The 14291-nt window shown below is 62.7% G+C and carries 12 protein-coding genes; 1 reads left to right on the top strand and 11 read right to left on the bottom strand.

The window, feature by feature from the left end; genetic code table 11:
- Positions 1-90: 90 nt before the first annotated feature.
- From FA94_RS26945 to FA94_RS26900, 10 genes are all read right to left on the bottom strand, one after another.
- Positions 91-699, bottom strand: a complete 609-nt coding sequence (locus FA94_RS26945) for a phage tail protein (RefSeq protein WP_035557002.1) — start codon at positions 697-699, stop codon at positions 91-93.
- 58 nt (positions 700-757) lie between these two features.
- The gene (locus FA94_RS26940) at positions 758-1093 is read right to left on the bottom strand and encodes a DUF6916 family protein (RefSeq protein ID WP_035557001.1); all 336 of its coding nucleotides are present in this window, start codon (positions 1091-1093) and stop codon (positions 758-760) included.
- A gap of 220 nt (positions 1094-1313) precedes the next feature.
- Positions 1314-1886, bottom strand: coding sequence for a GNAT family N-acetyltransferase (locus FA94_RS26935; RefSeq protein ID WP_051980771.1), 573 nt, complete (start codon positions 1884-1886; stop codon positions 1314-1316).
- Positions 1887-2312: 426 nt separating this feature from the next.
- Positions 2313-3731, bottom strand: coding sequence for an MFS transporter (locus tag FA94_RS26930; RefSeq protein WP_035557000.1), 1419 nt, complete (start codon positions 3729-3731; stop codon positions 2313-2315).
- A 139-nt stretch (positions 3732-3870) separates the two neighbouring features.
- Positions 3871-4134, bottom strand: a complete 264-nt coding sequence (locus tag FA94_RS26925; protein WP_035556999.1) for a hypothetical protein — start codon at positions 4132-4134, stop codon at positions 3871-3873.
- 109 nt (positions 4135-4243) lie between these two features.
- The gene (locus FA94_RS26920) at positions 4244-4900 is read right to left on the bottom strand and encodes a sarcosine oxidase subunit gamma (RefSeq protein ID WP_035556997.1); all 657 of its coding nucleotides are present in this window, start codon (positions 4898-4900) and stop codon (positions 4244-4246) included.
- Positions 4890-7892, bottom strand: a complete 3003-nt coding sequence (locus FA94_RS26915) for a sarcosine oxidase subunit alpha family protein (RefSeq protein ID WP_035556995.1) — start codon at positions 7890-7892, stop codon at positions 4890-4892. Before FA94_RS26915 ends, FA94_RS26920 begins: the two co-directional genes overlap by 11 nt.
- Positions 7889-8215 (bottom strand): sarcosine oxidase subunit delta, encoded by a 327-nt coding sequence (locus FA94_RS26910; RefSeq protein ID WP_035556993.1) that lies wholly within the window; start codon positions 8213-8215, stop codon positions 7889-7891. The genes FA94_RS26915 and FA94_RS26910 overlap by 4 nt, the downstream gene beginning before the upstream one ends.
- A 20-nt stretch (positions 8216-8235) precedes the next feature.
- Positions 8236-9480 carry a sarcosine oxidase subunit beta family protein gene (locus FA94_RS26905; protein ID WP_035556991.1) on the bottom strand — a complete coding sequence of 415 codons (1245 nt, stop codon included), beginning with the start codon at positions 9478-9480 and terminating at the stop codon, positions 8236-8238.
- 36 nt (positions 9481-9516) lie between these two features.
- On the bottom strand, positions 9517-10911 hold the full coding sequence (locus tag FA94_RS26900; protein ID WP_035556990.1) for an L-serine ammonia-lyase: 1395 nt from the start codon (positions 10909-10911) through the stop codon (positions 9517-9519).
- Positions 10912-12119: 1208 nt separating this feature from the next.
- On the opposite strand from FA94_RS26900, the gene FA94_RS26895 reads away from it, so the two are divergent.
- Positions 12120-13187, top strand: coding sequence for a GlxA family transcriptional regulator (locus FA94_RS26895; protein WP_035556989.1), 1068 nt, complete (start codon positions 12120-12122; stop codon positions 13185-13187).
- A 141-nt stretch (positions 13188-13328) separates the two neighbouring features.
- On the opposite strand, the gene FA94_RS26890 is transcribed toward FA94_RS26895, so the two are convergent.
- The gene (locus FA94_RS26890; protein WP_035556988.1) at positions 13329-14264 is read right to left on the bottom strand and encodes a choline ABC transporter substrate-binding protein; all 936 of its coding nucleotides are present in this window, start codon (positions 14262-14264) and stop codon (positions 13329-13331) included.
- Positions 14265-14291 lie beyond the last annotated feature (27 nt).

Below are 14291 nucleotides of genomic sequence, written 5' to 3'. Positions count from 1 at the left end.
CGGTTGGGGCGTCGAGGTGGCGGCCGCGATTACGACTGCTCTTTCGTGTTGCTGCCTGTGGCTTTGGCTACTCGCCGCCCGCCGCCCGGCTTATCCGCGCGTCGGGAAAATGCCCTGCAACGCGATGCAGAAGTTCAGACCGAGATACGGATTGCGCAACGGCACCGGCAAACCGGAGCCGGCCACGCCGATCGGCACCGTTGTCTGCGGAAACGGCACGGTGACGTTGAACGGCTTGAGCGACGTGTCCGGCGCGGCGGGGTTGTACATCGTGGCGGCCCGTCCGCCTGCGACGACTTCGCCGAGCACCGTGGTGGGCCCAGGCGCTTCCACACCGCCCGTCGCCGCCGTCGAAGCCGGAACGCTGACCGCAGCCGTCAGCGTCGCAGCCGGCAGCACGGCCGGGTGCGTATGCGTCGGCAACTGCGCGGAGGTCATCGTGAACTGTTCCAGCCCGGAGGACTGGCCGGTTACGATCTGCGTCAGCCCGGCGCCTTGGCCGGTGCCCACCGGCGAGCGGCTGGCCAGATTCGGCAGACCGAACGTCGAGGTGCCGGTGCCGCCGTACAGGGTGCCCAGCAGCGAAAACAACGCCTGGTTCTGCGACAGCGGCAGGAGTTGGCCCTGACACAGCGCCCAGCCATACGGCGCGAAGTCGAAAGCCACCATACGGATTTCGCCGAGATACGGATCGCTCATGAAAATCTCCTTGAGGTACGACGGGTAGAACGCCGGGGCGTTAGCACGATCGCCGGCGTCATTGCGGGGACTCGGCCGGCTGTTGGAGCGCCGGTTTGGGAACGTGCACAACGATGCACAGGCACGCCAGGCCTTCCACCGAGGGACGCGCCGGCGTGGCGAACAGGTCCCACGCGCGGCCGTCGGGCGCGCTGACACGGTAGACATCCTGGGGAAGTTGAACGCCGGGCGGCAGATCGAAGCGCGCCTGATAACAGTCGTAGCCGTCGTCCATCGGCACGCCGGCCGGCGCGCTGTTCAAGCGCGCTTCGACCGCGTAGCCCTGCGGCGACGTCAACGTGAAGAGACTGCCGAGCGACTCAGTCAACTCGGCATGAGTAGGAATTGCAGACACTCGCCCCCCGGCAGTGAGTTTGTCGCACACCGTGGCTCAAGATAATTGCCGGTCGCTTTTTACCGATTGAGCCAGTGTGCCGATGTGTATTACGCGCGCAGGTTTTCAAACACCGTTGCGATGCGCCGAAACGGCCCGATGCATGATTAACGGCATATTTCAAACCGGACTTGAATATTCTTGTTATACGGGGTGCTATATGCGCCCCGCATTTAAAACTTCATTCGGCGATACTGGACTGCAAGCCCGGTAGCGGTTCAACGATCGAACCGAATGGCGCGGCTTCTCGCCTGAGCGATTCGTAAATGCCATTTTCTCCGCATTTTACGAAGTCCATCCGGCGGTAAAGCGATTGCACCCGGTTGTTCATCTCGACGTACAGATTGACGACCAGACCGGCCTGCGCCGCCCGCCCGACCAAGGCCTGCATCAGCCGCGTACCGATGCCGGCGCCGCGAAAGTTCGGCAGCAAGGCAATGTCGATCACGCTCAATCCGCGCCCGCGCTTCCAGTCGTGATACAGACGGCCCACCGGTATGTCACCGGACATCACGACGTCGAAACGGCCGGCCGGATAATGGCGCCGGTAATAGCTATCCTGCATATCGAACTGTTGCGCGAGCAACGCGTCGATCTCCGTGACGCTTAATCCCGAGGCGGCGAATTCGTCGAACCGCGTGCTGAAGAAAACGGCCTTCAGAAATTCACGGTCGGCATTCGTCGACGCTCGCAACGACACCGCGGCGGGTTGCTCCGCTGCGGCCGTCGCGCCTGAAATCGGCGTCCCTTTCATGCTGATCGAAGCTCTTACAAGAAATTATGAGATGCGTATGGGACCGGATCGTAGCCGGTTGTTAATGCACCCGCAATCAAATATTAAGGAAAAGCTGACGAGGGATTTCCCTGATTGCGGTTGAGGTCTGTTAATCAACGCGAATCGATTTCGGCTCACCTGGAACGGGAGAATGAAAATTTGATGAACTGGCTTTTTGATTAAACGCTTGCCTGAATTGTAATAATTAGAAATTTTGCACGATCGTGTTTTTTGAGGGTGAGCGGTTTATTATTTTTTATTTTGTGATAGCGGTTTGCGTTTGGCGTTTTGGTTTTAGAAACGGCAAGCCCCACTTCCATCTCGCGTGCCGACTCGCTCGATGCAGTGGGGCTTAACTAAAAAGACGTTCGGTGCCGGGCAACGCCGAGGCCGGCGGTCAGAAACCTACTCCCGAATCGGACGCAACCCCAACTCGCCATCGGCCTGAACGGCATCCTGAACCAGCGTCTCCAGCACGAGCCCTCGCGTCTCGATCCCCAGGACCCACACCGCGACAGCCGCCACGACAAAACACAAAGCCCCCAGCGAAAACACCCCGCCCTGCCCAAAAACCGGCAACACGACGCCCACCACATAAGGTCCGATCAACGACCCCACCCGCCCAATCGCGGAAGCAAACCCCGACCCGGTCGCCCTCGCGCCGGTGCCGTAAAGCTCCGGCGTATAGGTATAGAGCACGGCCCACATCGCGAACAGAAAGAACTGCATCGCCAGGCCGGCACAGATCAGCAGCGCCGGCGTTTGCGCATGCAACGCGGTCTGCCCGTACACGTACGCCATCACCGCGCTCCCAGCGAGCGACGCGATACAGGTGGGCTTACGTCCCCATCGCTCGACCAGCCAGGCCGCGCAGATAAACCCGGGAATGCCGCCGAGCGAAATCAACACCGTGTACAGCACCGACTTCGTCACGGCAAAGCCTGCCTGCTGCATCAACGCGCCCAGCCACGACGTGAGCCCATAGAAGCCGAGCAACGCAAAAAACCACAACGTCCACACCATGATCGTGCGACGCCGGTAGGCCAGGCTCCAGATCTCGCGAAACGCGCCCGTCCCTTTCACAGCGGCCGGCTCGGTGTGCATCGCCGGCGCACGCAGTTGAGTCAGGCCGGTCGCTTTCATCACCTTCGCTTCGACTTCAGCCAGCACCTGGTCGGCTTCGGCCAGACGCCCCCGATGCTCGAGCCAACGCGGTGACTCCGGCACCACGCGCCGCACGATCAGCACGAACACCGCGGGAATCGCGAGCAACGCAAACTCCGTGCGCCAACCGAATGCGGGCAACACGAAATACGACACCACGCCCGCCGTGATAAACCCGAGCGGCCAGAACCCGTCCATCAACGCGATCAGCCTGCCGCGCGACGCGGCCGGCACGAACTCCGACAGCAAAGTCTGCGCGATCGGAAACTCCATGCCCATGCCGATACCCAGCAGCACGCGATAGAAAATCAACGCCTCGACGCTCTGCGCCGTCGAACACAAATACGACGCCAGGCCCCACAACACCATGCTCCATTGAAACACCGGCCGCCGGCCGAACCGATCCGCGAGCAGGCCCGCCACCGCCGCGCCGATCACCATGCCGAAGAAGCTCGCGCTCGCCACTAACCCGGCCGTCGCGGTCGACAGATGAAACTCCGCCTTGATCGAGCCGAGCACGAACGTCATCGTGCCGAGATCGATCGAATCGAAAAAGAACGCAGCGGCGATGATGAGGAAAATGGTCCGGTGATAACCGGAAAACGGCAATCGTTCGAGTCGGGCGGCGGCGCTCGCGCGCGGCTGGAAAGCGGTGGACATGTCATCCCCTCGTTGATGCGGCGGTTGCCGCGTGAGTACTCCGATCAGGTTTTCAGTAGACGTGGACATAAATCGGCCACATAGAAGAAAACCGTCATCGGGATGGAACGGGGGCGTCGTTCCGGGCTGCGCTCGCGTGCTAGGGACGCAGGCGCGCACGCGCGGCGCCGGCAATGCGCGCGAGCGTGTCCGCGCTCAGGCGCGCGGCGATTCTTTCGACGTATTGATGATGACGCGCCTCCAGCGGCGCGCCGAGTTGCTGCGCGAGCAGATAGCGGATCAGCGCGATGCGCCGATGCCGCAGCACGATGCTCTGATCGAGCAGTGCGAGTGCGGCATCGGCATCGTGCTCATGGCAGGCGCGCTCGGTGAGGCGCGCGGTGGCTAAACGCGTGGACGTCATGTCGGACTGGCGCCGTCAACATGGCGGGCGGTTCGTGCCGACACCGCTCGCCATGGAATGCAACTGCGCGGCACATCGCGCATGCCGTGCACGGTCGCCATGCCGCGCGTTACGACATCAGCGGCTCGGCCGCGTCGAGGATCATCTTGACGAAGTAATCGGCGAAACTGCGACGCACCACGATATCGAAGCTGTTCGCGCCGGTCGGCACGAGCGTCATCGACGCCTTGAAATAGTGGCTCTGCGCGCACTGCCCTTCGCCGAACAGCTTGGGATGCAGATCGAGCGGACAGCCGCGCGCCAGCACCTCACGCGTGCGCGTGCCGCTAATTTCAAGCACCGTATAGCCGCTGCCGATATCCACCACCGCGGCAAACACGCCCGCGAACGCGGCGCCTAGTTTCGCCTGCAACGGCGCGCTGCGGGTCGCATCGTGCGCGGTGGCCGAGCGCACCAGCCATTCGTCCGGACCGAGCCACAGCAGGTCGTAACCATTGCCGCGCGCAATCGTGTTGGCCTTTTCCGGCGGACGGCAGCCGAGCACGGTTTCCATCGCCTGCATGAACGCCGCGTCGCGCGTATCGCCACGCACGTTCACCAGTTCCAGAAACGGCCGTTCGCTCAATCTGAACGCCGCGTTGGCCGTCGCCAGATGCTTCTTCAGCAACGCATCCGTGCCGACCAGCGGCGACTCCTGCCATACGCCGGTTTGCTTGCCGACCGCGCGATCCACGACCGAGCCCGTGCCTCGAGTTTCATTCCACATGTTGACGTGCTCCTTCGCTGTCGTAGAACACCGAGCTGGTGATCTTCGCTGCCATCTGTTTGCCGCTCGCAAGCGGAATCGTGACCGTTTCGCCGATCTTGTCGAGACCGCCCTTGACGACCGCCATCGCAATCGACCGCTTCAGGATCGGGCTGTAATAGCTCGACGTGACGTGACCGAGCATCGGCGCGGTGTCGCCCTGAAACGGCCCGGCGATGATCTGCGAACCTTCGGGTATCACGAACGACGGATCGTCCGGCAACAGCCCGACCAGTTGCTTGCGCCCCGCCTTCGCGGTGTCCGAACGCGTCAGCGAGCGCTTGCCGAGAAAGTCTTTCGACTTCGCGACCAGCCCGCCCATGCCGACGTCATACGGTGTCATCGAGCCGTCCGTATCCTGACCGACGATGATGTAGCCCTTCTCCGCGCGCAATACGTGCATGGTTTCGGTGCCGTACGGCGTGATGTCATATTCGGCGCCCGCCGCCATCAACGCTTCCCACACCGCGCGCCCGACGTTCGCGGGCACGTTCACTTCATAGGCGAGCTCGCCCGAGAAGCTGATGCGCATGACCCGCGACGCCGCACCGGCCACCGTACCTTCGCGATAGCTCATGAACGGGAACGCCGCGTTCGCGAAGTCGATGTCCTCGCACACTTTCTGCAGCACCTTGCGGCTATTCGGACCGACCACGGCGAACGTGGCCCAGTGATCCGTGACCGACGCGAGCCGCACGCGCATGTCCGGCCACTCCGTTTGCAGCCAGCGTTCGAGCCACGTCAGCACGCGCGCGGCGCCACCGGTCGTGGTCGTCATCATGTAGTGCTGGTCGGCGAGGCGCACCGTCACGCCGTCGTCGAAAATCATGCCGTTTTCGTCGAGCATCAGGCCGTAACGGCACTTGCCGACTTCCAGCTTGCTCCACGGATTGGTGTAGACCCAGTTCAGCAGCTTCGCCGAATCGGGGCCCTGAATGTCGATCTTGCCGAGCGTCGACGCGTCGAGTATGCCGACGCTCGTACGCACCGCGAGCGATTCGCGCGCCACTGCGGCGTGCATGTCCTCGCCCCCCTTCGGGAAATACCACGGACGCTTCCAGTTGCCGACGTCCTCGAAGGCCGCGCCGTTTTCCACATGCCATTCGTGCACCGCGGTCTTGCGCACCGGATCGAGAAACTCGCCCAGCTCGCGGCCGGCGAACGTGCCGAACGTGACCGGCGTGTAGTTCGGGCGGAACGTGGTCGTGCCGGTCTCGGGAATGGTCTTGCCGAGCGCCTGCGCGAGAATCGCCATACCGTTGATGTTGCCGAGCTTGCCCTGGTCCGTGCCGAAACCCATCGCGGTATAACGCTTCACATGTTCGACCGATTCGAAGCCTTCGCGCGCCGCCAGAAAAATATCCGCAGCCGACACGTCGTTCTGGAAATCGACGAACTGCTTCGGCCCACGCGTTGCCAGCTCACGACCGCCGACCAGCCACAGCGGTTGCATCTTCGCCTCGGTGATTTCGGCCACCTGCACCGGATTCGGCCGCGTCACGATGAAGCCGGCCGCGCGCGCCGCCTCAATGCCGGCATCCATTGCAAAGCGGATGCCCTGGCCCAGCGTGAAATCGCCCGCGCAAGCGCCGACGCTGGTCTCCGGTTGCATCGCCTTGCCGGGCACGAAACAGGCCTTGTCGTCATGCCAGTGCGCCTTGCCGCCCGATTGCGCGAACAGGTGCAACACGGGGCTCCAGCCGCCCGACATGGCCAGCAGATCGCACGGCAAGTCACTCTGTTTAGCGCCGATCTGGCCTTTCGCGTACGACACCAGCTCGACCGACGCCACCCGCAGTTTGCCGTGCGCCGCCGTGATCGCGACGCCGTTCAATACTTTCACGCCGTAGCGCCGTGCGAGCGCCGGCAACGTGCCCTTCGACTCGCTCGCGCGCGGATCGACCACCGTCACTTGCGCGCCGGCCGCTTTCAGGTCGAGCGCGCATTGATAGCCGTCGTCGTTGTTCGTGAACACCACCGCGTTGCGGCCCGGCAGCACCGCGTAACGATGCAGATAGGTCGACACCGCCGACGCCAGCATCACGCCCGGCAGATCGTTATTGCCGAACACGATCGGCCGTTCGTGCGCGCCGGTCGCGAGAATCACGCGCTTCGCGCGGATCTTCCACATCAGTTCGCGCGTGCCTTTGCGTTGCGTCACCGGCAAATGCTCGGTGAGCCGCTGCGTCACCGTGATGAGGTTGTGGTCCTGATAGCCGAAGGCGGTGCTGCGGCACAGAATCTTAACATCGGGCATCTGCCGCAGTTCGTCTTCGATCTTATGCACCCATTGCAGCGCGGGTTTGCCGTCGATCTCCGCGCGGCACGACAGCAGCGAGCCGCCGAGCTCCGGCTGATCGTCGATCAACGTCACGCGCGCGCCGGACAACGCCGCCGCATGCGCCGCCGCGAGCCCGGTCGGGCCGCCGCCCACCACCAGCACGTCGCAATGCGCAAAGCACTTGTCGTAGCGGTCCGCGTCGTTGTGTTCGGGCGCCTTGCCGAGACCGGCGGCGTCGCGAATCACTTCTTCGTACTTCGGCCAGAACTTGCGCGGCCACATGAAGGTTTTGTAGTAGAAACCCGCCGGAATGAAACGCGCGAACTTCTGATTGACCGCCATGCGGTCTTTTTCGATGCTCGGTTTCGCGTTGACGCTGCTGGCAACGAGCCCCTGATACAACTCGATTTCGGTGGCGCGCGCGTTCGGCACCGTATAGGCGCCGGTTTCCAGTTGCACGACCGCGTTCGGCTCTTCCACACCCGCCGTCACGATGCCGCGCGGCCGATGGTATTTCCAGCTACGCGCAACGAAGTGCACGCCGTTCGCGAGCAGCGCCGAGGCCAGCGTGTCGCCCTGATAGCCCTGATACTGGCGGCCGTTGAACGTGAACGTCAGCGGCATGGCGCGATTGATTCTCCCGCCGTTGGGGAGTCGGTCTGTCTGGCTCATTGCGTCTTACCCTCTTGTACCTGGCTTTGTGCCTGGCCTTCGTTGCCGTCCATCGCGAGCAGCGGACGCTCGAACGTGTCGTAGCCCTGCATCTCGTAGCTCACCGTGTCGCGTTGCGCCATGAACCAGCGGCGACATCCTTGCGCATGCATCCATTGCTCGCGATGCACTCCGCGCGGGTTCTTGCGCATGAACAGATAGTCGCCCCATTCTTTATCGGTGAGTTTTTCGGTGTCGAGCGGACGGGCGATATCCGCCTCGCCGCCGCAGGAAAATTCGGTTTCGGCGCGCGGCCCGCACCATGGGCATTCGATCAGTAGCATCTGATTCTCTCCAAAGTCGGTTAATGGGCGACGGCGGCGGCGCCGTGCTCGTCGATCAGATGGCCGGTGTAAAAACGCTCCAGCGAGAACGGCGCATTCAACGGATGCGGCTCGTCGCGCGCGATGGTGTGCGCATACGCCCAGCCCGAACCCGGCGTCGCCTTGAAGCCACCCGTGCCCCAGCCGCAATTGAAGTAAAGGCCCTTCACGTCGGTCTTGCTGATGATTGGGCACGCGTCCGGCGACACATCCACGATGCCGCCCCACTGGCGATTCATCCGCACCCGCGAGAACACCGGGAACATTTCGACGATCGCTTCGAGCGTGCCTTCGATAATCTGGAAACTGCCGCGCTGGCCGAACCCGGTGTATTGATCGACGCCCGCGCCGATCACCAGATCGCCCTTGTCGGACTGGCTGATATACGCATGCACCGCGTTCGACATCACCACCGTGTTCACCACCGGCTTGATCGGCTCGGACACCAGCGCCTGCAACGGGTGGCTTTCCAGCGGCAGGCGTATGCCGGCCATATCCGCGAGCGTCGACGTATTGCCCGCCGCCACCACGGCGACTTTCTTCGCCTTGATAAAACCCTTGGTGGTGTCCACGCCGATCACCTGGCTGCCGTCGCGGCGAATGCCTGTCACCTGACAGTTCTGCACGATATCGACGCCGGCCTGATCCGCGCCGCGCGCGAAGCCCCACGCGACCGCATCGTGACGCGCCACGCCGCCGCGACGCTGGATCGACGCACCGAGCACCGGATAGCGGCTATTCAGATTGATGGTCGGCTCGATTTCCTTGATCTGCGCCGGCGTGAGGAATTCGGCGTCCACGCCGTTCAGCCGGTTGGCATTCACACGACGTTCCGTGTCGCGCACGTCCTGCAACGTGTGCGCGAGATTCATCACGCCGCGCTGGCTGAACATCACGTTGTAGTTGAGATCTTGCGAGAGCCCTTCCCACAGTTTCATCGCCTTTTCGTAGAGCGCGGCGGATTCATCCCACAGGTAGTTGGAACGCACGATCGTCGTATTGCGCGCCGTATTGCCGCCGCCGATCCAGCCTTTTTCCAGCACGGCGATATTGCGCACGCCGTGTTCTTTCGCGAGGTAATAGGCCGTGGCGAGACCATGCCCGCCGCCGCCGACGATCACCACGTCGTACTCGCGTTTGGGCTCGGGGCTCTTCCACTGGCGCTCCCAGTTCTCGTGATACGACATCCCGTTGCGCAAGAGGCTGAATATCGAATAGCGGCTCATCGTTAATCCTTGTGGGTACGGTCTTTCAATGCGTGTTCAACATTCGATGACGTTCACGGCCAGGCCGCCGCGCGACGTCTCCTTGTATTTGGTCTTCATGTCCGCGCCGGTTTCGCGCATGGTCTTGATTACGTTGTCGAGCGACACGTAGTGCTGGCCGTCGCCTTTCATTGCCATACGCGCCGCGTTGAGCGCCTTGATCGCGCCCATCGCGTTACGTTCGATGCACGGAATCTGCACGAGGCCGCCGACCGGATCGCAAGTCATGCCCAGGTTGTGTTCCATGCCGATTTCGGCGGCGTTTTCGACCTGCGTGGGCGTGCCGCCCATCACGGCGGCGAGCGCCGCGGCGGCCATCGAACAGGCCACGCCCACCTCGCCCTGGCAGCCCACTTCGGCGCCGGAGATCGAGGCAGTTTCCTTGTAGATGATGCCGATCGCGGCCGCCGTCAGCAGGAAGTCGACGATGCCGGCGTCGTTCGATGCGTGCATGAACTTCACGTAGTAGTGCAGCACTGCGGGAATCACGCCGGCCGCGCCGTTGGTCGGCGCCGTGACGACCCGCCCGCCCGCTGCGTTTTCCTCGTTGACGGCCATCGCGTACAGATTGACCCAGTCGAGCATGGAAAGAGGATCGCGCAACGATTCTTCCGAATGCGAACGCAGTTGCGCGCACAGGTCGGCCGCGCGGCGCTTTACGTGCATCGGACCGGGCAACTCGCCGCGCACCTTGCAGCCGCGTTCGACGCAGGCCGACATGGTGCGCCAGATCGCCAGCAGGCCTTCGCGTACTTCGTGTTCGGGGCGCGACGCGCATTCGTTGCGCAGCGTGATCTGGGCGATCGACAGGCCGGTTTCGCGGCACACGCGCATCAGGTCGTCGCCGGTGCGGAACGGATGCGGGACCTCCGCGCCGACGCGCAGGCCGTTGACGCGATCGCCTTCGCGATTCACCACGAAGCCGCCGCCGATCGAGTAATACTCTTTCTCGACGAGCAGTTGCGCGTTTTCGTCGAAGGCCTGGAAGCGCATGCCGTTCGGATGCACGATGCCTGAGCCTGGCGCGCCCGGCATCAGCTTGCGGAAGAAGCCGAGGTGGTCGCGTTCGTCGAATTTGATGGGGTGTTTGCCGAGTAGCGTGAGCTGTTTGGTTTCACGGATGGTCTTCAGGCGCGGTTCGATCAGGTCCGGGTCGATCAGGTCGGGGAGATTGCCTTCCAGGCCTAGCAGGACCGCTTTGTCCGTGCCGTGGCCTTTGCCGGTCGCGCCGAGGGAACCGAATAGTTCGATCTTGATGCTGCGCACGAAGGTCAGCAGGTTGGCGTCTTCGATGTGGGAGGCGAAGCGGCAGGCGGCGATCATCGGGCCCACGGTGTGGGAGCTGGATGGGCCTATGCCGACCTTGAACAGATCGAAGACGCTGACGTTCATTTTCGGGGGCCTTGTTTCGCTTTATGCGGTTGGGTTTGGGGTTGGTGTATTGCAACTCACGTGGGTTTTGGTCGATAGAATAAAAACGCCATTGGCGTGGGATGGGGTCGTCAGGGGGCGCGGCCTGATGCGGCGCTGGGCGGGTTTTTTATGGTTTTGGGCGGGTTTGGGATGGTTGGTGGTGGTGGTTTTTTGTTTTGTTGGCCTTTCCTTGATGCGGTAGTGGTCTATTAGCGTTGCCCCTGTGCGGGGCGGCACCTACTTCTCTTTGCCGCGGCAAAGAGAAGTAGGCAAGAGAAAGCCGCTCACACCGCTAATTCTGAAGTGGGTCCCCCGCACAGTCGCGGTAGTGGCTCATCTGGAATCTGTGTTCTCGCACATTCCGCGCTCGTGACAAAGGCGTCATTCTTCCGGCGGCGCTGCGCGCGCCGTGGCGGTCGTTCAAGCACGGCCCCTGCTAAGCGGGGCCCTCGCGCAGCGGCGGCAGTGGTGCATCTGGAATCTGTGTTCTCGCGCATTCCGCGCTTGTGACAAAGGCGTCATTCTTCCCGCGGCGCTGCGCGCGCCGTGGCGGTTGTTCATCAAAACATCGGGGCTGTGCGCGCCCGCGGCGGGTCCTCGCCGGGACATGGGGGCTTTGTGGGCAACGCCGAAATCAGCATCACATTTTGGCGCGTCGCCGAGGCGGAGCCGACGGCTCTCGCTGCGCGGAGGAACACCACTGATTCGGCGTTGGACCCTTCCGACGAGCACGCAGCGCAAGCCGGGAGGAATGACGGCCTTGTCACGAGCGCGGAATGCGCGAGAACACAGATTCCAGATGAGCCACTACCGCAACTGCGCGGGAGCCCCGCTTAGCAGGGGCCGTGCTTGAACGACCGCCACGGCGCGCGCAGCGCCGCCGGAAGAATGACGCCTTTGTCACGAGCGCGGAATGTGCGAGAACACAGATTCCAGATGAGCCACTACCGCGACTGTGCGGGGGACCCACTTCAGAATTAGCGGTGTGAGCGGCTTTCTCTTGCCTACTTCTCTTTGCCGCGGCAAAGAGAAGTAGGTGCCGCCCCGCACAGGGGCAACGCTAATAGACCACTACCGCATCAAGGAAAGGCCAACACCAAAGCACAAAACACCCCCAAAACCACAGCATAAACAAAAACCTCCAGGTGCTATGCTAGCCCCACCAAGCAACCCCAAAAGCTGCACGCATGCACCCACTCCACAGCGCCGACACCCCGCCCAAACAACGCATCCGTTTCGGCATCATCCTCCTCCCGAACTTCACGCTGACGGCGTTCTCCGGCTTTGTCGACTTACTACGCCTGTCCGCCGACGAAGGCGACTTCAGCAAGCCGGTCCGTTGCTCATGGAGCGTGATAGGCGAAACGCTCGCCCCCGTGCGAGCAAGCTGCGGCATCCAGATCACCCCATGGGAAACCTTCGACAACGCCGAGCCCTTCGACTACGTCGTCGTAGTAGGTGGCCTGCTGCATTCCGGCCCGGCAGCCAACGATGCAACCCTCGCCTTCATCCGCCGCGCCGCCGCGACCGACGCAACCTTAGTCGGCATGTGCACCGGCGTCTTCTCGCTAATGCGCGCAGGCGTGCTGGAAGGTCACCGCATCTGCGTGAGCTGGTTTCACTATTGGGATTTCATCGAACGCTTTCCGTCGGTCAATGAAGAAGCGCTAGTGGCCGATCGTCTCTTCGTGATCGACCGCAGACGCATTACCTGCTCCGGTGGCCGCGCCTCGATCGACGTCGCCGCCGCGATCCTGCTGCGTCACTTCGAAACCGCCACGGTGCAAAAAGCGCTGCGCATCCTGCTGGTCGACGACATGCAGAAAGGCAATGCGCCGCAGCCGCATCCGCCAGGCCTCGCTCCCGCCGCACATCCGAAAGTGAAGCGCGCAATTCTGCTGATGGAACAGCACGTAGGCCGCTCTTTATCGCTCGATGAACTGGCCGGCAAGCTCGATCTCTCGCCGCGTCAACTCGAGCGGCTCTTCAAAGCGCAAACCGGCAAGGCACCGCAGGCCTACGCGAAGCAGGTGCGTTTGCGCACCGCTGCCTGGCTGCTGACAAGCTCGGATAAAACCGTCGCCGATATCGCGTCGAGTTGCGGCTTCTCCGATGCATCGCATCTGGGCCGCGAATTCCGCAAGCAATTCGGTTTACCGCCGATGATGTACCGCGAGCAACGCGGCACGGCCGCGGAAGTGGACGACGGCGCCGGTTACGACGAAACGTTCCCGGGCCGCGCTCAGGCGATCTGAAGGCGGCAATCTGGGCACTGCGCCTTGACGCAGCGCGTTGGACTGAAACAATCCAGGGCACTCAGTCCAACGCACTGGTTCACGACATTTGAACCGCGCTCCCGCGCCGCCCACGGCAACGCGAAAGCCCTCCGATCAAACTCACTGCCCCGCTACATAAGCCTTCACCGCCGGCAGTCCATCCTTCCCATCGAACGTCTTCACCCCCGCGAGCCACTTATCCAGCACCGCCGGGTTCGCCTTCAACCAATCTTTCGCGGCCTTGTTCGGGTCGGTCTTGTTCATGATCGGCAGCATCACGTGGTTCTCGATATCGGTCGTGAAGTGCAGATTCGACACCAGCTTCGCGACGTTCGGGCAACGCGCCGAGTAATCGTTCGGCACCACCGTCAGCACGCGCGCCTCGCCGTAGTTCGGGCCGAACACGTCGTCGCCGCCAGACAGATAATCGATCTTCATCTGCACGTTCATCGGATGCGGTTCCCAGCCGAGGAACACGATCGGCTTCTTCTCGCGAACCGCGCGGTTCACCTCGACCAGCATGCCCGCCTCGCTCGACTCCACCAGTTTGAATTTACCGAGCCCGTACTGATTGCTGTCGATCATTTTCTTGATCAACGCATTGCCGTCATTGCCCGGCTCGATCCCGTAGATCTTGCCGTCGAGCTTGTCGTAGTTCTTTGCGATGTCGCTGAAGTTCTTGATACCGGCCTGGTACGCGTAATCCGGCACCGCCAGCGTATATTTCGCGCCGGTCAGGTTCGGCGTGGGCAGCACCGTGAGTTGGCCGGCCTTCCTGAACGGGTCGATCATCGGGTCCATGGTCGGCGACCAGTAGCCGAGGAACACGTCGATCTGTTTGCTCTTCACGCCGGCGAACGTGATCGGCACCGAGGCGATCGTCTTGGTCGGCTTGTAGCCGAGTCCTTCGAGCACCGTCGACGCCAGCCCGGTGGTGGCCGCGATATCGGTCCAGCCCACGTCGGCGAATCGCACGTCGCGACAGGTGGCGGGATCCGCAGCGAACACAGACGACACAGACAGCGCGCACAACGACGCAGCCCACAAACGTTTCATGGCATTCCCTCAGAGTAGTTGATGCTC

It is taken from the genome of Burkholderia sp. 9120 (assembly GCF_000745015.1).
GTDB lineage: Bacteria > Pseudomonadota > Gammaproteobacteria > Burkholderiales > Burkholderiaceae > Paraburkholderia.
Note: the sequence above shows the minus strand (reverse complement) of the source record. Positions and strands in the feature narration are given on the sequence as shown.

Bases quoted from the DNA above. Each gene is read 5' to 3' on its own strand.
- FA94_RS26945 (WP_035557002.1), bottom strand. From the start codon at position 699: ATGAGCGATCCGTATCTCGGCGAAATCCGTATGGTGGCTTTCGACTTC.
- FA94_RS26935 (WP_051980771.1), bottom strand. From the start codon at position 1,886: ATGAAAGGGACGCCGATTTCAGGCGCGACGGCCGCAGCGGAGCAACCC.
- FA94_RS26930 (WP_035557000.1), bottom strand. From the start codon at position 3,731: ATGTCCACCGCTTTCCAGCCGCGCGCGAGCGCCGCCGCCCGACTCGAA.
- FA94_RS26925 (WP_035556999.1), bottom strand. From the start codon at position 4,134: ATGACGTCCACGCGTTTAGCCACCGCGCGCCTCACCGAGCGCGCCTGC.
- FA94_RS26920 (WP_035556997.1), bottom strand. From the start codon at position 4,900: ATGTGGAATGAAACTCGAGGCACGGGCTCGGTCGTGGATCGCGCGGTC.
- FA94_RS26915 (WP_035556995.1), bottom strand. From the start codon at position 7,892: ATGAGCCAGACAGACCGACTCCCCAACGGCGGGAGAATCAATCGCGCC.
- FA94_RS26910 (WP_035556993.1), bottom strand. From the start codon at position 8,215: ATGCTACTGATCGAATGCCCATGGTGCGGGCCGCGCGCCGAAACCGAA.
- FA94_RS26905 (WP_035556991.1), bottom strand. From the start codon at position 9,480: ATGAGCCGCTATTCGATATTCAGCCTCTTGCGCAACGGGATGTCGTAT.
- FA94_RS26900 (WP_035556990.1), bottom strand. From the start codon at position 10,911: ATGAACGTCAGCGTCTTCGATCTGTTCAAGGTCGGCATAGGCCCATCC.
- FA94_RS26895 (WP_035556989.1), top strand. From the start codon at position 12,120: ATGCACCCACTCCACAGCGCCGACACCCCGCCCAAACAACGCATCCGT.
- FA94_RS26890 (WP_035556988.1), bottom strand. From the start codon at position 14,264: ATGAAACGTTTGTGGGCTGCGTCGTTGTGCGCGCTGTCTGTGTCGTCT.